A 21,189-nucleotide genomic window follows, 5' to 3' on the forward strand; every position below is an offset into this window, starting at 1 on the left:
ATCTCACCAAAAAGATGGGATGGAGGACTATTTTGGATCGTTTTTTCTCTTATTTCAACTATTTTTCACTAGTTTATATAAAAACCGTTCAAGTTGCCGAGAATTAAAAGGGTTTCTCGACAATCTGTTAAAAAGCTAGCATTATGCTAGCTTTTTTTATGGTTTCCTAAACGATAAAATTTTTGTACTGTGGATAAGCGCACGACATCCAGCGCAAGCGTCCGGCCCCTCTAAGGTCTAGAAGCGCATGAATAGAAGGCAAAAAAGTGCGCCTTCTATTCATGCGCTTCTTATGCCTGCCTTAGCTGATCAAGGCGCTTGCGCTTTTGTTATGGAGTGAGGTTCACAAATACTTAAATTAATGTTTTCAAAACAGAACGCTTAGTAAAAATATCTAATATAACCGTGTGGAATGATCATCGATTCACTTAGAGATTTTGCATTTTCTTTAAAAATTGCGCAAATTCTTACAAATTTAAGATATACTATATAGCAAGACTTCCATCAATGAGAGAATAAAATTACCTAACTGATGGAAATCACTTTGTGTAGTTAGACCGTAATAGGAGAGTTTACATTGGTTGATCAAGATTATGAGTTATTTATTAAGAAAATAAAACAAAAAACAGGAATTGATCTATCACTTTACAAAGAAGCCCAGATGAAAAGAAGATTAACATCTTTATATGAGAAACGAGGTTTTTCTAGCTTTAGTGATTTTTATAATGGTCTTAGCAAGGAAAATGAACTTTATTATGAATTATTAGATAGAATGACGATCAATGTATCGGAATTTTATCGCAATTATAAAAGGTGGCAAGTTCTAGAAGAGAAGATCCTACCAGGATTACTTGAAAAGAATGGTCAGTTAAAAATATGGAGTGCTGCTTGTTCTACAGGAGAAGAGCCATATACAATTGCTATGATACTTTCTAAGTTCGTTTCTCTTTCAAAGGTGAAAATTTTGGCAACAGATATTGATGAAAATGTTCTCGCACGGGCAAGACTAGGCATTTATCCTGAGAGATCATTAAATGAAGTTCCGATAGATATGAAACGGAAATATTTTACCCAAGAAGGTATGAACTACAAGGTAAGTGATCAAATTAAAAGCACTGTCCAATTTAAAAAGCAGAATCTACTAGCAGATCAATTTGATTCTCGGTTTGATTTAATTGTGTGCAGAAATGTTTTAATTTATTTTACAGAAGAAGCAAAAGAAACATTATATAATAAATTTAGTGACGCTTTAAACGATCAAGGAATCTTTTTTGTTGGGAGTACAGAACAAATTTTTAATCCAGATCGATTTAAACTAACATCTGTCGATACATTTTTTTATCAAAAGAAATAAGAATCTACTATTTTTTTCATACTTGTTATGTTATATTGTTACTTAAAAGCGTTAGTGCGTTGAAGGGAGAGAGAATTATGAGATATTTAACAGCTGGAGAATCCCACGGACCTCAATTAACTGCAATTGTAGAAGGTGTTCCGTCTGGTTTAAATTTAACTGCAGAAAATATTAATAAAGACTTAGCTAGAAGACAAAAGGGCTATGGTCGTGGTCGAAGAATGCAAATTGAAAAAGATCAAGTTCAAATAGTAGGTGGCGTAAGACATGGTAAAGCATTAGGAGCACCAATCTCACTTGTTGTTGAAAATAGAGATTGGAAGCATTGGACAAAAATTATGGGTGCAGAACCGATTTCTTCTGAAGAAGAACAGGAAGTAAAACGTCAAATTACTCGTCCTCGCCCTGGTCATGCAGACTTAGTAGGTGCGATGAAATATGGTCATCGGGATATGAGAAATGTTCTTGAACGTTCTTCAGCCCGTGAGACAACAGTTCGAGTAGCTGTAGGTTCATTAGCAAAACAAATCTTATCAGAGTTAGATATAAAAGTTGTTGGTCATGTTTTAGAAATCGGCGGTGTAAGAGCTGAAAATACTGAATACCGTGATATCGATGATCTTTTAGCAGTTACAGAAGAATCTCCTGTAAGATGTTACGATCGTCAAGCTGAACAGAAAATGATGGAAGCAATTGACCAAGCGAAGGAAAATGGAGACTCAATTGGTGGAATTGTTGAGGTTGTTGTTGAAGGGCTTCCTGCTGGAATTGGTAGCTATGTTCAATACGATCGCAAGTTAGATAGTAAAATCGCGGGTGCTATTGTCAGTATCAATGCTTTTAAAGGTGTAGAATTCGGTATTGGTTTTGAAGCAGCACGAAAATTTGGTAGTCAAGTACATGATGAAATTGAATGGTCAGAGGGAACAGGCTACACTCGTAAATCCAATCGTCTAGGTGGATTTGAAGGTGGGATGACGACAGGGATGCCAATCGTCGTTAGAGGTGTTATGAAACCAATACCTACGCTTTATAAACCATTGCAAAGTGTTGATATTGAAACGAAAGAACCATTTACGGCTAGTATTGAGCGATCAGATAGCTGTGCAGTACCTGCGGCTAGTGTGGTAGCTGAATCAGTCGTTGCATGGGAAATTGCCAATGCAATTGTTGAGCAATTCGGTGTCGATCGAATGGATCTTATTAAAGAAAATATTATGAAGATGCGTGCATATACGAGGGATTTCTAATGGAATCGATTTTAGTCAATACAGTCGACGATACGTATCCGGTAATCGTTGGTAGTGATGCCTTAAAGGAGCTTCCAAATCACTTAAGGGGCCTTTCTCCTTCAAAAATTCTTGTTATTACAGATACAAATGTAGACAAGTTGTATGGTCATGTATTAGTTGACCTGATTGGTGGAGATTGGAAAACTTATAAGTATGTAATAAAAAGCGGTGAGGCTGCTAAATCATTTGAAATGTTTTATGAGCTTCACTCGTATGCATTAAAAAACGAATTAGATCGAAAATCGGTCATCATTGCCTTTGGAGGTGGTGTGGTCGGTGATTTATCGGGATTTGTTGCAGCTACATATATGAGAGGGATCCCTTTCATACAAGTACCAACGACATTATTAGCGCATGATAGTGCAGTTGGTGGGAAAGTGGCAATAAATCATCCGGAAGGTAAAAATATGATAGGTGCTTTCTACCAACCTAAAGCTGTTGTTTACGATAGTAACTTTTTGCAAAGTCTGCCTGCAAACGAAATGAGGTCTGGTTTTGCAGAAGTTATTAAACATGCACTTATTCGAAGTGAATCATTGTATCAGTTTTTATTTAAGGAAATACGACGATTGGATGATATAAAAACTGAACATTTACAACGGATGATTCTTGAAGGAATTCAAATTAAAGCAGATGTTGTTTCGAAAGATGAAAAGGAATTAGGGCTGCGTGCGATTTTAAACTTTGGTCATACACTTGGTCATGCGATTGAAGCAGAAGCAGGCTATGGAAAGCTTTCCCACGGTGATAGTATTGCAATTGGAATGTTATTTGCAACATGGTTAAGCAATAAAACCCTTGATGTTTCACTACCTTATCACGAGCTGAAATTATGGTTTAAAGAGATTGGTTTTCCGGTAGAGGTACCTGCTTCGCAATCAACGGATCAACTAATTAGCAGAATGAAAAAGGATAAAAAAACAACGTCCAATCAATTAACGATGATAGTATTAAAAGAGATCGGTGTGACTACTTCTGCGATATTTTCTGAAGACGAACTTTATTCGCTTCTTAATGAGTGGAGAGCCGAGGAACGGAGTGAAAAGGTTGATTAGGGGAATTCGAGGGGCAACAACTGTAAACGAAAATGACGAGACTATTATCTTACAAGCTACAGACGAGTTAGTTCATGAAATGATTCGTCAGAATGACATTAGACCAGAAGATGTAGTGCAAGTTATTATTACTGTTACAGAGGATCTTACAGCTACATTTCCAGCAAAAGTGTTACGAACGATTGAAGGATGGATGCATGTTCCTGTTATGTGTATGCTGGAAATACCGGTTCCTAACAGTCTGAAAAGATGTATTAGAATTATGATGACCGTACAAACAAATGAAAAACAAGAACATATTCATCATGTTTATTTAGGGGAATCAGTTAAGCTTAGACCAGATCTAACTAAGATTGACTGATAGGAACAGGAACCCTTTTGTGGTGAAAAATTCAGAATAATTTTATAACATGATTGACAGAAGTTAGCATAGTGTATTACCATGATAGAGTAGTTTAATGAGTTAGTGAGCAGAGTAGATGAGTATAGGGTAGCCGAGAATGAGTTAGTTTAGCTGAGGTTTTATTTGTAATGGCACAAGTCTACCCAAAAACAAATGTGTTTTTGGGTTTTTTATATTCTTTCTTGAAAAGCAATTGGACACTTCGAACAATACAAAGTTAACTAAATATCAAACTTTTATTTTCATGTTCCTTTGTAAAGAAAGAAAGATTGTTGTGCTAGGACATTCTTCAAAATTTAATTACCTCCTAAATGCTCATTCTCCAAAATTTATTGGAGGAGTGAGTTATTTTGAATATTTCTTCTTTTACGACCTTTCGTGAAGATAGTAAGCATTATCGAACAATCCCCATTGTGAAACGATATATCGTTGACACTTTTACACCAATTCAATTATTTCAGCTTTTTCAAGATGAAGCTGTTTACTTATTAGAGAGTAAAGATGCTGAATCAAGCTGGTCGCGTTATTCTTTTATTGGATTAAATCCGTTTTTATTCATTGAAGAAAACCATGGAGAGTTTTCAATCTTAAATGAACAAAGAACAACGCTATCAAAATCAAATTCTATTACAAAGATTTTTGAAAACCTTCAAGATCATTTAGTTATTAAACTTCCTGATTTAGACATTCCTTTTGTAGGGGGAGCAGTTGGTTATATTGGCTATGATACGGTATCGATTATAGAAAAAGTTGATAAACATGAAACCGATGATCTTCAACAACAAAATTGTATGTTTTTTGTATGTGAGACAGTTATTGCTTTTGATCATCAGGAGAAACAGCTCTATTTCATCCATTATGAACGAGTAAATGGTGACGAGGATGAAGGTCATCTTCAAGCAACTTATCAGCTCGCTGAAGCAAAAATGAATAAGTATGTGAGCAAGCTAAAGCAAAAAGACCAAATGGAACATTTTCCATTGACTGTTGCAGATCAATTTGAAGTGAATTTTGATGACATAAAATCAAATTACGAAAAAAGTAAATTTATGGAGGATGTTGAAAAGGTAAAGGAGTACATTCGTTCAGGTGACATTTTTCAGGCGGTGTTATCGCAAAGATTTGAAATACCAATCACAATAGACGGTTTTTCATTATATCGAATTTTACGAATTGTTAACCCATCACCATACCTGTTTTATATTCGTATTAACGACACAGAACTTGTAGGGAGTTCTCCTGAGAGACTGATTTATATACAAGATAAACATCTTGAAATTCATCCGATTGCAGGTACGAGAAGACGAGGGAAAACAAACGAGGAAGATAGATACTTTGAAGAAGAACTGAAAAATGATGAAAAGGAAATAGCCGAACATTATATGCTTGTCGATTTGGCACGTAATGACTTAGGTAGAGTAGCGGAGTATGGAACTGTCAAAACACCGACATTAATGGAAGTTGGCCGCTTTTCCCATGTGATGCACTTAATCTCAAAGGTGACAGCAAAAAAGAAAGAGGATGTTCATCCAATTGATGCATTACTATCCTCATTTCCGGCTGGTACTGTCTCAGGTGCCCCGAAAATTCGAGCAATGCAGATCATTAAGGAATTAGAACCGAATGCAAGAGGAAGTTATGCAGGGTGTGTGGCCTACGTCGGTTTTGATGGAAACATTGATTCTTGTATAACGATAAGAACGATTATGGTTAAAAATAATACAGCTTATGTGCAGGCTGGAGCTGGAATTGTTGTGGATAGTGTTCCTGAGCTCGAATGGAAAGAAACGTGTAACAAAGCTAGTGCGATGTTAAAGACAGTTCAATTAGCTGAAAAGATATTTACTGAGGAGGCAAACGAAGATGATAGAACTACTAGCAAAATGTATTGAAGGGGAAACTTTAACAGAGGCACAGGCTGAAAATGTGATGAATTTGATCATGACTGGTAACGCTACATCTAGTCAAATTGCTAGTTTAGTATCCATCATGAGGCTAAGAGGGGAAACCGTTGATGAATTAGTTGGTTTTGCCAAATCAATGAAAAAACATATGACATCAATAAAATATGATAGCGATGTTGTTGATACGTGTGGAACGGGTGGCGACGGAGCTTCAACCTTTAATATTTCAACAGCTGCGGCAATTGTTGCTTCATCACTGAAGGTTAAAGTTGCAAAGCACGGAAATCGAGCATTTACCTCGAAAAGTGGCAGCGTAGATGTTATCGAAACACTTGGAATCAATATCCAAAAAACAGAAGAAGAGGCGGTAAAAAGCTTAAATAACCAGAATATGAGTTTTTTATTTGCACCGATGTTTCATTCATCAATGAAGCATGCGGTAAATCCTCGCAAAGAAATCGGCTTTCGAAATGTGTTTAATTTATTAGGACCATTAGCTAATCCTGCCAACGCAAAACGGCAAGTGATTGGAGTTTATTCTACGATCTATGCTGAAAAAATGGCAGAAGCGTTAAAACGATTAGGTGCCGAACATGTTTTGCTTGTCACCGGAAGAGATGGTTTAGACGAAATTTCAATATCAGGTGATACGGATGTAGTTGAACTAAAAAATGGTGTGATCACAAGATATGTTTTACATCCGACTGATGTCGGGCTTTTAGAAGGAGATAACGATGAAATAAAAGTTTCTGATCCGAAAGAAAGCGCAGAACTAATTGAAAGTATTTTTAAAGGGATAGCACCGAAAAGCGCAGAAAACATTGTAGCGCTCAATGCAGCTGCTGCTTTATATGTAGCAAACTATGTCCAATCATTAGCTGACGGAGTTATGTTTGCGAAAGAAGCGATACAGAACGGTCTAGCTTTACAGCAGTTAAAAAAACTACAGCGTCAAAAGGAGGAAAATTATGCTTAATCAAATAATAGAATCAAAGAAAGAAGAAATTAAAAAATTAATCCTACCAGAAGATGCTAATCTACCACATCTTTCTTTCTATGATGCACTTATGTACCCTCAGAGAGAACTAGCGCTCATTGCTGAAGTGAAAAAAGCATCGCCTTCAAAAGGGTTAATAAAAGAAGACTTTCATCCGGTTGAAATTGCTCAAGCATATGAAAAGGGTGGAGCTGATTGTCTATCAGTTCTTACGGATAACCCTTTCTTTCAAGGAAAGCGAGAGTTTTTGACAGAGGTGAAAAAGACAGTAAACCTACCAGTTTTAAGAAAGGATTTTATCATTGATCATATTCAGATTGATGAAGCAAAACGGATTGGTGCTGATGCCGTTTTATTGATAGGGGAAGCTCTTGAACCTTCCCTGTTAAAAGAACTTTATTACTATGCCGGGGAATTAGCATTAGACGTACTTGTAGAAGTACATGATCAACAAACTCTAGAAGCAGTATTAAAGGTTATTACACCGAAAATCTTAGGTGTTAATAACCGTAATTTGAAGAATTTTGAAGTGAATATCGACCAGCTAGAAGAAATGGTTACTTCTATTCCAAAAGGTACATTACTTGTTAGCGAAAGCGGTCTTTATACGAAAGAAGATCTTAAACTAGTTCAGCAATATGGGGCAAAGGCTGTGCTAGTTGGTGAATCGCTTATGAGGAAAGACGATCAAACATTAGCGATTAAACAACTATTCGGTGAAGTATAAATGAGTAAACCATTATTAAAATTTTGCGGAGTACGATCAAAAGAGGATTTAAAACTAGTCGCAAGCTCTCAAGCGGAATATATAGGTTTTATATTTGCAGAAAGCAAAAGAAGAGTTAATCCTGAGCATGTAAGTGAGTGGTTAAAAAAAGTTGATATTTCTACTAAAAAAGTAGTTGCAGTTTTTGTTAACCCGACCATTGAAGAAGTGCGTGCTGCCCTAGAATACGTACCACTAGATGTCATTCAATTTCATGGAAATGAATCAATTGAAGAAATTAGAAAAGCTAAAGACATATTTGCCGGTTCTGTTTGGAAGGCTCTTCACCATCACCCAAACACACTGGAAGAAATGAGTTCCTATAATGAGGTTGTAGATGGGTTTGTCATTGATTCAAGGATAAAAGGCCAATGGGGAGGGACTGGTGTAAGTTTTGACTGGTCGGCAGTACCTCAGTATATAAAGACCTCAAAGCTTTATGGAAAGCATTGTTTTATTGCTGGTGGTGTCAATAGTAGTAATATTGAAAGACTATTAACCTATGAGCCTCAAGGCATTGATTTATCAAGTGGTATTGAAGAGGAAGAAAAGAAAAGCAAGGAAAAGATAAGGGAAATAGAAGAGAGGGTGCTACATTATGACAACATATCCAGATAAGAATGGTAGATATGGAGAATTTGGTGGAAGATTCGTTCCAGAAACGTTAATGAGTCCATTAGCAGAAATTGAACAAGCGTATAATGAGGCAATGCAGGACCCTTCATTTTTAGAAGAATATCATTACTTACTTAAAGAATATTCAGGAAGACCAACTACTGTTACCTTCGCGGGTAATGTAACTAGAAAAATAGGTGGCGCTAAAATTTATTTGAAAAGAGAAGATTTAAACCATACAGGTGCCCATAAAATAAATAACGCAATTGGCCAAGCGTTGCTAGCAAAAAGAATGGGAAAGACTAAGGTGATTGCAGAAACCGGTGCAGGCCAGCATGGTGTCGCAACAGCAACGGTTGCAGCAAAGTTTGGAATGGAATGCAAAGTATTTATGGGTGAAGAGGATGTCCGTCGTCAAGAATTAAATGTCTTTCGTATGCAGCTTCTTGGAGCAGAAGTTATTCCGGTAACAAGCGGAAATAAAACGTTAAAAGACGCAACGAATGAAGCTATGCGTTATTGGGTCCAACATTGTGAGGATCATTTTTATATCATTGGCTCAGCTGTTGGTCCTCATCCGTATCCTTATATTGTAAAAGGATTTCAACGTGTAATTGGAGATGAAGCCAAGAAACAGTTTCAAGAAATTGAAGGCACACTTCCTACTAAAGTCGTAGCTTGTGTTGGTGGAGGAAGTAATGCAATCGGAATGTTTGCTGCATTTTTAAATGATGATGTTGATCTTGTCGCAGCAGAAGCGGCCGGCTTGGGTGTGGATACCGACATGCACGCTGCAACTATCACAAAAGGAACGAAAGGTGTACTTCATGGCTCATTAACTTATTTATTACAGGATGAATTTGGTCAAATCACTGAACCGTATTCGATTTCAGCAGGGCTCGATTATCCTGGAATTGGACCTGAACACGCTTATTTAGCAAGTACAGGACGGGTAAAATATGAAAGTGTAACAGATCATGAGGCATTGCAAGCCCTCGAATTGTTAGCAAAGGAAGAAGGAATCTTAGCTGCGATTGAATCAGCACACGCACTTTCAACAGCTTTTGAGCATGCGAAGCACATGTCTAGTGATGAATCTATTCTAATTTGTCTATCTGGAAGAGGAGACAAGGATGTACACACGTTAATGTCTTATTTTAAGGAGGGGGAACAAAATGAAAACACTCTTCACGCAGCCACTACAAGATAAATTATTTATTCCGTTCATAACTGCTGGAGATCCAAACGGTGATGCAACAATTGATATCGCAGTTGCATTACAAGAGGCTGGTGCTCAAGCGATTGAATTAGGGATACCATACTCAGACCCAGTAGCAGATGGACCGGTGATTCAAAAGGCATCTAGCCGTGCATTACAGAACGGAATGAATATTATTAAAGCGATGAAACTTGTGCCAGAAATGAGAAAAAAGGGATTAAATATTCCAATTATTCTATTTACGTATTATAATCCTGTGTTACAATTAGAGCAGGAATCCTTTTTCGCTTTACTGCGGGAAAATACGATTGATGGATTGCTTATTCCCGATATCCCATTTGAAGAGAGTAAAGAACTTCGCCAAAAATGTCAGGAACATTCGATATCATTTATTTCACTTGTTGCACCAACTTCGTCAAGTCGAATAAAAATGATTGCGGAAAACGCTGAAGGATTTGTCTATTGTGTATCTTCTTTAGGAGTTACCGGGGTCAGAAAACAGTTTGATAGCTCTATTAAATCGTTCCTAGATGAAGTCAAATTATATAGCAATGTACCGGTTGTTGTTGGTTTTGGTGTTTCTTCTAGAGAACAAGTTGAACAGCTATCAGGAATTTGTGATGGAGTTGTCGTTGGAAGTGCATTAGTAAGCGAAATTGATCGTTTACAAACACAATTAATGAATGAAAGTACTCGTAAACTGGCAATTGATGAATTTAGAGAATTCGCACAAAGATTCGGGGCTTAATCGAGTTTGATTTAAGTGACTAGTAAGAGGAATAGGATCGATCGTTGATTGCTTTATGTAAAATAATACTCTAAGATAATAAACAATCATCAGTGGGCAAATTTCACTGATGATTGTTTCATTCATAGTAGGAGAGGTGTTATCCATTGCAAGTTAAGGAGCAGTTATTAAAGTTAAAACCTTATCAACCAGGTAAACCAATTGAAGAAGTAAAAAAAGAATTCAACTTAACTAAGGTTGTCAAACTAGCTTCAAACGAAAACCCATATGGTAGTTCGAAAAAAGTTAAACAAGCGATACTAAATGAGCTAGATCAAGATCAGTTAGCTATTTATCCTGATGGATACAGTGCGCTTCTTCGCACGCAATTAGCTAAGCATTTGGGTGTGGACGAGAAGGAAGTCATTTTTGGAAATGGAACAGATGAAGTTATTCAAATTATTTGTCGAGCACTTTTACTTCCAGGGAAAAATACAGTGATGGCTAATCAGACATTTCCACAATACAAACATAATGCTGTTATTGAAGGAGCAGAAGTTCGTGAAGTACCACAAGTTAATGGTGAACATGACCTTGAAGCAATGCTTACGCAAATTGATGAAAACACGACAGTGCTATGGATTTGTACCCCAAATAACCCAACAGGTACATATGTGAAAAAGCAGGCACTAATTGAGTTTCTAAACAAAGTTCCTAAGCATGTTCTTGTCGTAGTTGATGAAGCTTATTATGAGTATGTATTAGCTGAAGATTATCCGCAAACAATTCCAATGTTAAAGGATTATCCAAATCTAATGATTCTTCGTACATTTTCAAAAGCATATGGGCTTGCTGCGTTAAGAGTCGGTTATGGGATTGCAAGTGCTGATTTAATTCAAAAAATTGAGCCTGCTCGCGAACCATTTAATACAAACCGTATAGCACAGGCAGCCGCAATTGCAGCATTAGAGGATTCTGAATTTATCTCTGAATGTATCGATAAAAATAAAAAAGGATTACAGCAGTTCTACAGATTTTGTGAAGAATTAAAATTAGATTATTATCCTTCAGAAGGTAATTTTATTCTAATTGATTTTAAGAGAGACGCAGATGAAGTATTCCAAGCGTTGTTGCAAAAGGGATTTATCGTTCGATCTGGTAATGCACTAGGTTTTCCAACCTCGTTACGTATAACAGTTGGAACGGAACAACAAAATGCAGAAATTATTGAGATTTTAAAGGATTTTGTTTGATTACAACTTTTTCTAACTATGAGAGTTCAGTCCTTTTGTTGATGGAACAGTGGACTGAACTATCTTAATGTGTTCTTTTCTCTGTAAATCTAAGTCATTCTAACTTTCAAATAAGTTAAATCTTTTCTTTATTTAATATGAATAGTCTTTTAGAATGGCGGATTGAAAAAAGGTGATTTTGATGGTGAAAAATATTTACATAATAGGACTTGGTTTAATCGGGGGCTCTTTAGCATTATCAATTAAACGAAAAGATCCTACAATACATATCATGGGTTATGATTTAAATGGTGATCAAGCATCGTTAGCAAAAAAGCTAGGTGCGATAGATGAAATTTCACCTACCCTTTTTCCAAATTTATCAGCAGTCGATATGATTTTTATTTCTACACCTGTTCAACAAACGATTAACATTATTGAACAACTTCAAAGTATCGAATTAAAACAAGGTGTTATTATAACAGATGTAGGTAGTACGAAAGTGAAAATCGTTGAAAGTGCAAAGAAATATCTCAACGGTACTACTATCAAATTTATCGGTGGTCATCCGATGGCTGGCTCCCATAAATCGGGGATTTTAGCAGCGAAATCCCAACTGTTTGAGAATGCATTTTACATATTAACTCCTTCTGAGAATGTAACGGCACAAGATCTTACTTGTTTAACAAACGTTCTTGAGGAAACGAGAGCTAATTTTGTAGAAATGTCTCCAGAAGAACATGATAAGGTAACTGGTATAATAAGTCATTTTCCGCATATTGTTGCGGCAAGCTTGGTATCTCAAGCAGAGAAACATGAAGATCAATTTCCTTTATTAAAAAGGCTTGCTGCTGGAGGATTTCGAGATGTGACAAGAATTGCATCAAGCAATCCAGCAATGTGGAGAGATATTTTACTACACAACAAAGGTCCTTTGCTCCATTTGTTTGATGAATGGATTGCTGAAATGGAACGGATAAAAAGCTTTGTGGCAAATTCAGAATCAGACAATTTATACTCGTATTTTGATCAGGCGAAACAATTTCGAGACGAATTGCCTAAGAAGCAAAGAGGGGCAATACCGTCCTTCTATGATTTATTTGTAGATGTACCGGATTATCCTGGGATTATTTCCGAAATTACCGGATATTTGGCGAAAGAAGAAATCAGTTTAACGAATATCCGCATTATTGAGACGAGAGAAGAAATTTATGGAGTATTAAGACTAAGCTTTCAAACTGACCATGATCGAGAATTGGCAATTGACTGTATTAGAAAATATTCAAATTATGAAACATTTATCATTTAATAGTTGCTTTTTTAAGTAAAAACTATTTTAGAATATAGTTTTTGATGAGAATTCTATAAGAAAAACTAAGGATTTTGCAAGTGGTTTTTGGTGACAACCTAAAATTTTCTACTAATTAAACGAGGTGCAATACATGACAGATGTAATAAAGTTGTCGAAGGTAAATAGCTTAGTGGGTACAATTGAAGTTCCTGGAGATAAATCGATTTCACATCGTGCAGTAATGTTTGGGGCATTGGCTAATGGCAAAACCGAAGTATCAAATTTTTTAATGGGGGCCGATTGCCTAAGTACGGTTTCTTGCTTTCAAAAAATGGGCGTTTCAATTGAAGTTGGAGAAGGATTAGTTACGATAGAAGGAAAAGGTTATGATGGACTGGTAGAGCCTTCAGAAATTCTAGATGTTGGAAATTCTGGTACAACGACGCGATTAATCTTGGGGATTCTAGCAGGTACACCTTTTCATTCATGTATTATTGGGGATGAATCAATTGCGAGAAGACCGATGTCTCGGGTAACAAAGCCATTAAAAATGATGGGGGCTGCGATTGAGGGAAGAGAAAATGGTCAATATACCCCTATAGCAATCAGAGGTGGCAACCTGCAAGGTATTAACTATCAATCACCGGTTGCTAGTGCACAAGTTAAATCTGCCATTCTTTTAGCAGGCTTACAAACAAATCAAGAGGAAACAAAGGTAACTGAACCGCACAAATCTAGAGACCATACTGAGCGCATGTTAAGAGCGTTTGGCGTAGAAGTTGAAGAAGACGCGTATTCAGCTACGATTAGAGGTGGACAAAGCCTTCAAGCTACAAATATCTTTGTCCCTGGTGATATTTCGTCGGCTGCTTTTTTCCTTGTCGCAGGTGCTATCGTTCCTAATAGTGAGATTGTCTTAAAAAATGTAGGGATTAATCCAACTAGAACAGGGATTTTAGACGTATTAAAAATGATGGGTGCTTCAATCAAAATAACACCACATAATGATCAGGCTTTTGAACCAATGGCTGATATCGTTATTAAAACTTCGACTTTAAAGGGAATAACTATTGGCGGCGACTTAATTCCAAAGCTAATTGACGAAATTCCTGTTATCGCATTGCTTGCAACACAAGCTGAAGGTGACACAATTATTAAAGACGCAAGTGAGCTAAAGGTGAAAGAAACAAACCGTATAGATACTGTTGTAGGAGAGCTTTCAAAAATAGGTGCCACTATTACAGCGACAGACGATGGTATGATTATTAAGGGTAAAACAAGCTTGAAAGGAAATGCAACTGTTTCAAGTCATGGTGATCATCGCATTGGTATGATGCTGGCTATTGCTTCTTGTCTGACAGAGGAGCCGATAGAGTTAGCTGATGCAAAATCGATTGATGTTTCCTATCCGAACTTTTTTGAGCATTTGTCATTCCTAACAAAATGACAACTTAATCTACCTTTCTTTTCATTGTAACGTAATAAGGATTAGCTTCAAAAACAAAATACTATCCAAGATAGTTAAAAATGAAGCTAATCCTATATTTTATTAAGAACACTTCTACACCTTAACTGAAAGGTTCGCCCCGATGTGTACCCAACTACAAAAAATCTATTTCTTTTAAGTGCTATAAAAGTCATAAATTACTACCTTTTCTCATAGCTTGTCTTAAGCGGAAGAAAGGTGGGAAGTTCAATGAATTATATCATTGAAAATGTAAATCTGCTTAAGACTACTGGAATAGAAAAAACATCCTTATTAATAAATGAAAACAGAATTGCATTAATGCGAAAATCTATGGGGAGTTTACGTTTCTTAAGAATGGATATGAGTTCATATTTATTAACTCCTAGTCATGTTATGCTTGATTTTTCCCTTCATTCGTCCCTTCATTTTCATGAATTCAAAGATTTATTCATTCAAAACTATTTAAAAAAAGGTTGTACGACTCTTCTTACAGTTGTAGATGTCCAAAATGAACAGGAATTAGTATCAAAAATAAAACAAAGAAGACATCTTATGATAAACTCTCCAATTGATTACTATCTAGGAGTAAGACTACCATTTCAGCGATTATCGCCTTCATTTTTAAGAAAATGTCGACAACAAAATATTTCAGTCGTTTTTGTAGAAGTTGATGTGGAAACAAAGCTAACAACTAAATCTTGGGGCTGGATAAGAGATGCAATGTTTTCTAATCCCATTACTTTAATCCCCTTTGTACATGAAAGGAATCTACCTGTTAACAAAGAAAAAAAACTTTTGCAAAAATGGGAACAAATAATGAAAGAACATAAACTATCATCAGTAACGACTTTTTTGGAAGAAAAGGCACCATTGAAAAAAGAGGTATTAATGAGGATTGGGATTTATCCCGAAAAAGGTGATGTTCGAGTAGGCGGTCAACTTAACTATAATTTGTACAATCTAGCAGATTTGCGTTATCATACCAATGGTACACCAATCATTTCACATGATGGAAATTTCCCGCTAGTTACTGTACATAATGGAAAGTTACTGAATGTGAATGGTGATATCTCATGTAAGCCAGGAATTGGTGTGGAATGTTTTATTTCGATTTCAGGTCGTTTTATGCCGCAATCAGCTTCTGTTTGATGTATGATAAAAGGGAAAAGAAACGCATAATACAGATATTTGAGATGTGGCAGAACAATAATGAAAATATTGGTTAAGTTAGAAAGGGATAATTATGTTTAATCAAGTACTAAAAGAAGCAATTAATCTGATCAATAAAGGTGAAACAGAAGAGGCTTTAGGTTTATTAGCAAACATACAACCGACTCTTCATGATGAAGAGAAACTTCACTTAGCTGAACAATACTATCAATGGGGAATCGTTGATAAAGCTCATGACATTATGGAAGAACTTCATTTTTTATATCCTGAGGAAGCGCAAATCACCTTATTTTTGGCTGAACTCTTTTTAGAATTGGAGAAAGAAGAAGAGTCTATAGAATTATTAAATACGATAACGACTGACCATGAAGCATACCCTCAGGCACTACTCCTTTTAGCAGATCTTTATCAAATGCAAGGGTTAGCGGAAGTAAGTGAACAAAAATTACAAGAAGCAAAACAGCTTTTACCTAATGAGCTAGTCATAGATTTTGCATTAGGGGAACTTTATTTTCACCAAGGAAAGTATAAACATGCGATACCTTATTATGAATCAGTGTTGAACGAACAAACATCGATTTCAGGAATTTATATTGGTCATAGACTTGCAGAGTCTTTGAGTGCAACAGGAGAATTTGAGAAGTCTTTAGATTATTATAAAGAAGCCATAGTCGAACATGAGGATCTAAATACGCTCTTTGGATATGGATTTACAGCATTTCAAGGAGGGTTTTATAAAACCTCAATTCAAGTATTTACTAAGTTAAAGGAAGCTGACCCTCATTTTTCTTCGCTTTATTTATACTTAGCTAAAGCTTATGAGCATGAAGGCCTTTTAGCAGAAAGTCTTGAAACTGTTCAAGAAGGTATAAAAGTTGATGAATATAATAAAGAGTTGTATCTATTTGGCGGTAAGATTGCCATTAAGTCTGGTCGAATTGAAGAGGCTGAAAGTTTATTACGTGAAACACTTGCATTAGATCCAGGTCATATAGAGGCTGCGATTACATTAACACATATTTTTCTTCAAGATGAAAGATATGACGATGTGATTGAATTAATATCAGAAATCAAACGATATGGTGAAGAAGATCCACAATTTGATTGGACTTTAGCGCGAGCATATCACCAAAAAGAAGAATATGCACAGGCATTAAATCATTATCAACTTGCATATAATTCATTCAAGGAACAACGAGAATTTTTACATGAATTTGGTTACTTTTTAATGGAAGAGGGCCGAAGAAAGGATGCCAAGGAAATATTTGGGGAAATTCTGAAGCAAGATCCTTCAAATGTCGAAATCGGTGAGATTTTGCTACAATTAGAAGAAGAGTTTTAAAGTAGATTAGAAGGAGTTTAATTTAGTTTTATGGAATTAACAAAGTAAGAATCTACTGAATAGCAGAGGAGGGAATTGTATGGAGGCCCCTGTATCTGTCCACGAAAAGAAAGATTTTATCAGGTGGTTTTTGAACCATTATCAACTGAAGCGAAGAGAATGTGTTTGGATTTTAAATTATTTAATGAGTCATGATACCTTAATGGAAAAGGTGCATTTTGTCGAGCAAGCACAGTATTGTCCACGGGGAATCATCATGTCAACGCACTGTGTTGAAGAAGTTCCATTTCGGTTTTATAAGGAAAACGTCATGACAACAGATGCAGAAAAATCTTTTCATGATATACGCTTAAATAAAGATGAAGAGCTTTTTATTCAACTTAATTTTAGATCTGTTTATCAGTCGCCCCAGTATGCAGCAGTTCTTGAATCAAATCCATTTATGCCTTCTCATTTACATGAAAATGAGAAGGATCGTGAAGTGACTGAAAAACTTCTCGAGCATTCCCTTCAAAATTTTCAGAAGGAAAAGCTTTTACAACTGATCGATGATGCATTAGATCGTCAAGATAAAGAAGGCTTTCAGCGGCTATCTCAGCAATTAATTAACTTGAAAAAGAACGAAAAGTAAATGCGACTGACTCGCCCATCCAAATAAATTTTGGAGGGTTTTTTTCTGTGTATGGGACGGAACCTGCTTAATATAATTAACATTCTAAAACAGTAAAAAAGACTAGTTTAGGCCCGAAAATAGTGTTGATTAAGCTTGTTCCACCGTAAATGAAGCGATATAGATCTCCCTCATTTTTCTTTATATTGAATAGTATCTTAGGATAATAATGCATCTTTTACTTAACTAAATAAAAGCCGCTCATAGATAGAAAAAGAAACTTCAAATTTAACAATTAGTTAGCTAGGATTTATAATAGAACTTATACTAAGTCATACAAGGAGTGAGATAGTTGAAGTGGGTTTTAAGTGATGTAGATGTATACAACCAATCGCGAGAATATGTAGATACTGCAATTGTACCCTTAATACCAGTTTCATTAGAAGCGGATTTAAAAGGAACAGTTTCAAAAGGTGAATTTATTACATATGTTTCAGTTGAGCTTGAGAGACAGTTGAAAGGGAGAGTGTTTTTATTTCCATCATTATCCTATTTAAAGAAGTCAAAAAATGTGATTGAAAGTGTTATAGAATGGAAAACTGAATTACAGGAGGAGTTTAAACATGTCATTTTTCTAACAAGTGATGAGACTTTAAAAGAGTATACTAGTGATCAACAAAATGTAAAGGATGATCTTATCTGGTTGCCTTCCGTACCTTTTGAACATATGGATGAAAGTTTAATGAAAAAGCTTTTAGAAGACCAGATTCAGCAAATTTTGAACATTTTATTACAATCTTGGAATAAGTGATAAAAACGCTTTCATTTCCAGAAATCAAACTAGGATTTTATTGACCTCTTCCAAATATTGATATATCATGAGTATGTCCTAGTTTTATATGTTATTTCGTATGTCCTATACGGACTGAGCTTAAGATAGAGGGGGGAAAATGATGAGCGAGAAAAAACATCGAGTTTCTAGACGTCAATTCTTAAACTACACGCTTACTGGTGTAGGCGGTTTCATGGCTGCAGGTATGCTTATGCCTATGGTTCGCTTCGCGCTTGACCCTGTGCTCCGACCAGCAGAAGAACAGGATTTAGTACAAGTTGTCAAAGTTGACGAAATTACGGAAGAACCTCAACGCTTTGATTTTAAGATTAAGCAAGTAGATGCTTGGCATGAATCAGAAGAAACTAAATCGGCCTGGGTTTATAAAAGCGGTGACAAAATAACAGCGCTATCACCAGTCTGTAAGCATTTAGGTTGTACAGTTGGATGGAACAATGATCCAGCTAATCCAAACCAATTTTTTTGTCCCTGTCACTTTGGGAGATATGAAAAAGATGGTACAAATATTAAGGGAACACCGCCTATTGGACCGCTTGATGTTTATCAACACGTAGTTAAAGATGGTTATTTATTCTTAGGTAAAGCAAAACCACGAGGGGAGGCGTAATCGCTTGCTTAACAAAATTTATGATTGGGTAGACGAACGTTTAGATATTACTCCGATGTGGCGTGATATTGCTGACCATGAGGTACCTGAACATGTAAACCCTGCACATCATTTTTCTGCCTTTGTCTATTGCTTTGGTGGATTAACATTTTTCGTTACGGTTATTCAAGTACTTTCTGGAATGTTTTTAACGATGTATTATGTCCCAGATATTAAGAATGCATGGGAATCAGTTTTCTATTTGCAAAATGAAGTCGCTTTCGGACAAATTGTTCGTGGGATGCACCACTGGGGCGCTAGTCTAGTAATAGTTATGATGTTTCTACATACATTACGTGTATTTTTCCAAGGTGCTTATAAAAAACCCCGTGAATTAAACTGGGTTGTTGGAGTTCTTATTTTCTTTGTTATGCTCGGTCTTGGATTAACAGGTTATTTATTACCTTGGGATATGAAAGCGTTATTTGCAACGAAGGTTACTCTACAGATTGCTGAATCCGTTCCACTGATTGGGCCAACAGTTAAGACCTTATTATCAGGTCATCCTGAAATTGTAGGTGCCCAAACCCTTACACGTTTCTTTGCTATACATGTATTCTTCTTGCCTGCTGCTCTATTCGCATTAATGGCAGCTCACTTTGTTATGATACGTAAGCAAGGTATTTCTGGTCCTCTATAGGATTAACTGTTCATTATCGGAAATTATTATGATACAAATAAATTGATATCGAAAACCACCTTAGTAAGGAGGGGAAATCATGCATCGCGGAAAAGGTATGAAATTTGTAGGTGACTCCCGTATTTCTGCAGAGAGAAAACCGAATATTCCTAAAGATTATTCCGAATATCCAGGGAAGACAGAAGCATTCTGGCCCAACTTCCTATTAAAGGAATGGCTAGTAGGTGCTGTTTTCTTAATTGGTTTTTTATGTTTAACAGTCGCACATCCGTCACCACTTGAGCGTGTGGCTGATCCGACGGATGCTGGATATATTCCATTACCAGACTGGTATTTTTTATTCTTATACCAATTGTTAAAATATTCTTACGCATCTGGTCCATATAACGTTATCGGTGCAATGGTCATTCCAGGTCTAGCGTTTGGTGCATTATTACTAGCTCCGTTTTTAGATAGAGGACCTCATCGTCGTCCTTCAAAGCGTCCGGTTGCTGTAGGTTTGATGCTACTTGGTGTTGCTGCCGTGTTTTGCTTAACTTGGGAATCTGTTGTAAATCATGACTGGGAAGCTTCAGCTGAACAAGGTAAGATTCAAGCAGAAGCAGAGATTGATACATCGTCTGAAGGTTATGCTATTTATCAGGAGCAGGGCTGTATTTCCTGTCATGGTGATAATCTAGAGGGTGGAGCAGCAGGGAAAGCTCTAGTTGATAATGGATTAGAGCCTGATAAAATTGCAGATATTGCTAAAAATGGTCAAGGAAGTATGCCAGCAGGCGTCTTTAAAGGAACAGATGAACAATTAAAAGTATTATCTGAGTTTATATCAGGTGTAACATCAAAATAAAAGCTGACATTTGTCAGCTTTTATTTTGTGTACAGGGAAAATATAGTACACAATTAGTAATTTTAGAAGTAATATGAGAAGAGTGAACTTGTAAAAAATTATGGATTTGGTGAGTGATAGAATGAAAATGTTTCAATATATTTTAGGACAAAAGCCAGTTTTAATTATGATGTTTTTAATTAATTTTTTCGGAACAATTTATGGGTATTATTGGTACAGATATCAATTGTCTGAAACACCAGCTCACTTTCTTATATTTGTCCCAGACAGCCCCACTGCAAGCTTATTCTTTTTAATCGTATTACTAGCGTTTTTGATCCGTAAAAATTTTCCACTTATTGAAGCGTTAGCGATTGTTACATTGTTTAAGTATGGTATCTGGGCTGTAATTATGAATATCCTCGTATTAGTTGTTAATGGTAGTTTACCTTGGGAGAGTTATATGCTAATTGCTTCCCATCTTGGGATGGCCATTCAAGGGCTTCTGTATGCTCCTTATTATCGTTTTAAGGCTTGGCATTTACTAATTGCTGCTGTATGGACTTTACATAATGACTTTATTGACTACATCTTTGGAATAATGCCACGATATAGTGTATTAATGGATTATATCAATCAAATAGGTTATTTCACATTTTGGCTAAGCATAATTTCATTATTAATCGCTTATGCCTTGGTTATAAATAAACGTGCATCTAAATTGAATTTACCTTAAGTTTAGCTCGAATAGGCTAGACTTTTTATTTGTTTCGGAAACA

At 36.1% G+C, this 21,189-nt stretch carries 21 protein-coding genes; all 21 read left to right on the forward strand.

Annotated elements, in window-relative coordinates; translation table 11 throughout:
- The first annotated feature begins 577 nt into the window (after positions 1 to 577).
- The 21 genes from K9V48_RS14725 to lhaT all read left to right on the forward strand — a co-directional run bounded on the left by K9V48_RS14725 (position 578) and on the right by lhaT (position 21,146).
- A complete protein-coding gene (locus K9V48_RS14725; RefSeq protein WP_224139746.1) occupies positions 578 to 1,354 on the forward strand; it encodes a CheR family methyltransferase in 777 nt (258 codons plus the stop codon).
- A 77-nt stretch (positions 1,355 to 1,431) separates the two neighbouring features.
- The gene (gene aroC, locus K9V48_RS14730) at positions 1,432 to 2,604 is read left to right on the forward strand and encodes a chorismate synthase (RefSeq protein ID WP_224139748.1); all 1,173 of its coding nucleotides are present in this window, start codon (positions 1,432 to 1,434) and stop codon (positions 2,602 to 2,604) included.
- On the forward strand, positions 2,604 to 3,701 hold the full coding sequence (gene aroB, locus K9V48_RS14735; protein WP_224139750.1) for a 3-dehydroquinate synthase: 1,098 nt from the start codon (positions 2,604 to 2,606) through the stop codon (positions 3,699 to 3,701). The genes aroC and aroB overlap by 1 nt, the downstream gene beginning before the upstream one ends.
- Positions 3,694 to 4,062 (forward strand): chorismate mutase, encoded by a 369-nt coding sequence (gene aroH, locus K9V48_RS14740; RefSeq protein ID WP_111614260.1) that lies wholly within the window; start codon positions 3,694 to 3,696, stop codon positions 4,060 to 4,062. The genes aroB and aroH overlap by 8 nt, the downstream gene beginning before the upstream one ends.
- Before the next feature lie 392 nt (positions 4,063 to 4,454).
- The gene (gene trpE, locus K9V48_RS14745) at positions 4,455 to 5,996 is read left to right on the forward strand and encodes an anthranilate synthase component I (RefSeq protein WP_224139752.1); all 1,542 of its coding nucleotides are present in this window, start codon (positions 4,455 to 4,457) and stop codon (positions 5,994 to 5,996) included.
- Positions 5,968 to 6,984, forward strand: coding sequence for an anthranilate phosphoribosyltransferase (gene trpD / locus K9V48_RS14750; protein WP_224139754.1), 1,017 nt, complete (start codon positions 5,968 to 5,970; stop codon positions 6,982 to 6,984). Before trpE ends, trpD begins: the two co-directional genes overlap by 29 nt.
- Positions 6,977 to 7,732 (forward strand): indole-3-glycerol phosphate synthase TrpC, encoded by a 756-nt coding sequence (trpC, locus tag K9V48_RS14755; protein ID WP_224139755.1) that lies wholly within the window; start codon positions 6,977 to 6,979, stop codon positions 7,730 to 7,732. Before trpD ends, trpC begins: the two co-directional genes overlap by 8 nt.
- Positions 7,733 to 8,389 carry a phosphoribosylanthranilate isomerase gene (locus K9V48_RS14760; RefSeq protein WP_224139757.1) on the forward strand — a complete coding sequence of 219 codons (657 nt, stop codon included), beginning with the start codon at positions 7,733 to 7,735 and terminating at the stop codon, positions 8,387 to 8,389.
- Positions 8,370 to 9,596, forward strand: coding sequence for a tryptophan synthase subunit beta (trpB, locus tag K9V48_RS14765; protein WP_224139759.1), 1,227 nt, complete (start codon positions 8,370 to 8,372; stop codon positions 9,594 to 9,596). The genes K9V48_RS14760 and trpB overlap by 20 nt, the downstream gene beginning before the upstream one ends.
- Positions 9,562 to 10,353, forward strand: a complete 792-nt coding sequence (gene trpA, locus K9V48_RS14770) for a tryptophan synthase subunit alpha (RefSeq protein WP_224139761.1) — start codon at positions 9,562 to 9,564, stop codon at positions 10,351 to 10,353. Before trpB ends, trpA begins: the two co-directional genes overlap by 35 nt.
- Before the next feature lie 146 nt (positions 10,354 to 10,499).
- Entirely contained in the window at positions 10,500 to 11,585 is a 1,086-nt protein-coding gene (hisC, locus tag K9V48_RS14775) for a histidinol-phosphate transaminase (RefSeq protein WP_224139762.1), read from the forward strand.
- 181 nt (positions 11,586 to 11,766) lie between these two features.
- On the forward strand, positions 11,767 to 12,873 hold the full coding sequence (locus K9V48_RS14780; protein WP_224139764.1) for a prephenate dehydrogenase: 1,107 nt from the start codon (positions 11,767 to 11,769) through the stop codon (positions 12,871 to 12,873).
- A gap of 145 nt (positions 12,874 to 13,018) precedes the next feature.
- A complete protein-coding gene (gene aroA / locus K9V48_RS14785; RefSeq protein WP_224139829.1) occupies positions 13,019 to 14,302 on the forward strand; it encodes a 3-phosphoshikimate 1-carboxyvinyltransferase in 1,284 nt (427 codons plus the stop codon).
- A 249-nt stretch (positions 14,303 to 14,551) separates the two neighbouring features.
- Positions 14,552 to 15,472, forward strand: a complete 921-nt coding sequence (locus tag K9V48_RS14790; protein WP_224139766.1) for a hypothetical protein — start codon at positions 14,552 to 14,554, stop codon at positions 15,470 to 15,472.
- A gap of 94 nt (positions 15,473 to 15,566) precedes the next feature.
- Positions 15,567 to 16,835 (forward strand): tetratricopeptide repeat protein, encoded by a 1,269-nt coding sequence (locus K9V48_RS14795; protein WP_224139768.1) that lies wholly within the window; start codon positions 15,567 to 15,569, stop codon positions 16,833 to 16,835.
- A gap of 79 nt (positions 16,836 to 16,914) precedes the next feature.
- On the forward strand, positions 16,915 to 17,466 hold the full coding sequence (locus K9V48_RS14800; protein WP_224139770.1) for a ReoY family proteolytic degradation factor: 552 nt from the start codon (positions 16,915 to 16,917) through the stop codon (positions 17,464 to 17,466).
- A gap of 331 nt (positions 17,467 to 17,797) precedes the next feature.
- Complete coding sequence (locus K9V48_RS14805; protein WP_224139772.1) at positions 17,798 to 18,256, forward strand: YpiF family protein; 459 nt, start codon at positions 17,798 to 17,800, stop codon at positions 18,254 to 18,256.
- Between the two features lie 142 nt (positions 18,257 to 18,398).
- A complete protein-coding gene (locus K9V48_RS14810) occupies positions 18,399 to 18,905 on the forward strand; it encodes a QcrA and Rieske domain-containing protein (protein WP_224139774.1) in 507 nt (168 codons plus the stop codon).
- A 4-nt stretch (positions 18,906 to 18,909) separates the two neighbouring features.
- Positions 18,910 to 19,584, forward strand: a complete 675-nt coding sequence (gene qcrB, locus K9V48_RS14815; protein ID WP_224139776.1) for a menaquinol-cytochrome c reductase cytochrome b subunit — start codon at positions 18,910 to 18,912, stop codon at positions 19,582 to 19,584.
- 79 nt (positions 19,585 to 19,663) lie between these two features.
- Positions 19,664 to 20,431, forward strand: a complete 768-nt coding sequence (locus K9V48_RS14820; protein WP_224139778.1) for a menaquinol-cytochrome c reductase cytochrome b/c subunit — start codon at positions 19,664 to 19,666, stop codon at positions 20,429 to 20,431.
- 121 nt (positions 20,432 to 20,552) lie between these two features.
- Complete coding sequence (lhaT, locus tag K9V48_RS14825) at positions 20,553 to 21,146, forward strand: lipoprotein heptaprenylglyceryl N-acetyltransferase LhaT (protein WP_224139779.1); 594 nt, start codon at positions 20,553 to 20,555, stop codon at positions 21,144 to 21,146.
- The last annotated feature ends 43 nt before the right edge of the window (positions 21,147 to 21,189 follow it).

It is taken from the genome of Metabacillus rhizolycopersici (assembly GCF_020075705.1).

Excerpts from the sequence above, each read along its gene's own strand:
- K9V48_RS14790 (WP_224139766.1), top strand. The coding sequence starts at position 14,552 with ATGAATTATATCATTGAAAATGTAAATCTGCTTAAGACTACTGGAATA.
- K9V48_RS14810 (WP_224139774.1), top strand. The coding sequence starts at position 18,399 with ATGAGCGAGAAAAAACATCGAGTTTCTAGACGTCAATTCTTAAACTAC.
- aroC (WP_224139748.1), top strand. The coding sequence starts at position 1,432 with ATGAGATATTTAACAGCTGGAGAATCCCACGGACCTCAATTAACTGCA.
- K9V48_RS14780 (WP_224139764.1), top strand. The coding sequence starts at position 11,767 with ATGGTGAAAAATATTTACATAATAGGACTTGGTTTAATCGGGGGCTCT.
- K9V48_RS14820 (WP_224139778.1), top strand. The coding sequence starts at position 19,664 with ATGCATCGCGGAAAAGGTATGAAATTTGTAGGTGACTCCCGTATTTCT.
- K9V48_RS14795 (WP_224139768.1), top strand. The coding sequence starts at position 15,567 with ATGTTTAATCAAGTACTAAAAGAAGCAATTAATCTGATCAATAAAGGT.
- lhaT (WP_224139779.1), top strand. The coding sequence starts at position 20,553 with ATGAAAATGTTTCAATATATTTTAGGACAAAAGCCAGTTTTAATTATG.
- trpC (WP_224139755.1), top strand. The coding sequence starts at position 6,977 with ATGCTTAATCAAATAATAGAATCAAAGAAAGAAGAAATTAAAAAATTA.
- trpA (WP_224139761.1), top strand. The coding sequence starts at position 9,562 with ATGAAAACACTCTTCACGCAGCCACTACAAGATAAATTATTTATTCCG.
- trpB (WP_224139759.1), top strand. The coding sequence starts at position 8,370 with ATGACAACATATCCAGATAAGAATGGTAGATATGGAGAATTTGGTGGA.
- K9V48_RS14760 (WP_224139757.1), top strand. The coding sequence starts at position 7,733 with ATGAGTAAACCATTATTAAAATTTTGCGGAGTACGATCAAAAGAGGAT.
- K9V48_RS14800 (WP_224139770.1), top strand. The coding sequence starts at position 16,915 with ATGGAGGCCCCTGTATCTGTCCACGAAAAGAAAGATTTTATCAGGTGG.
- aroB (WP_224139750.1), top strand. The coding sequence starts at position 2,604 with ATGGAATCGATTTTAGTCAATACAGTCGACGATACGTATCCGGTAATC.
- trpD (WP_224139754.1), top strand. The coding sequence starts at position 5,968 with ATGATAGAACTACTAGCAAAATGTATTGAAGGGGAAACTTTAACAGAG.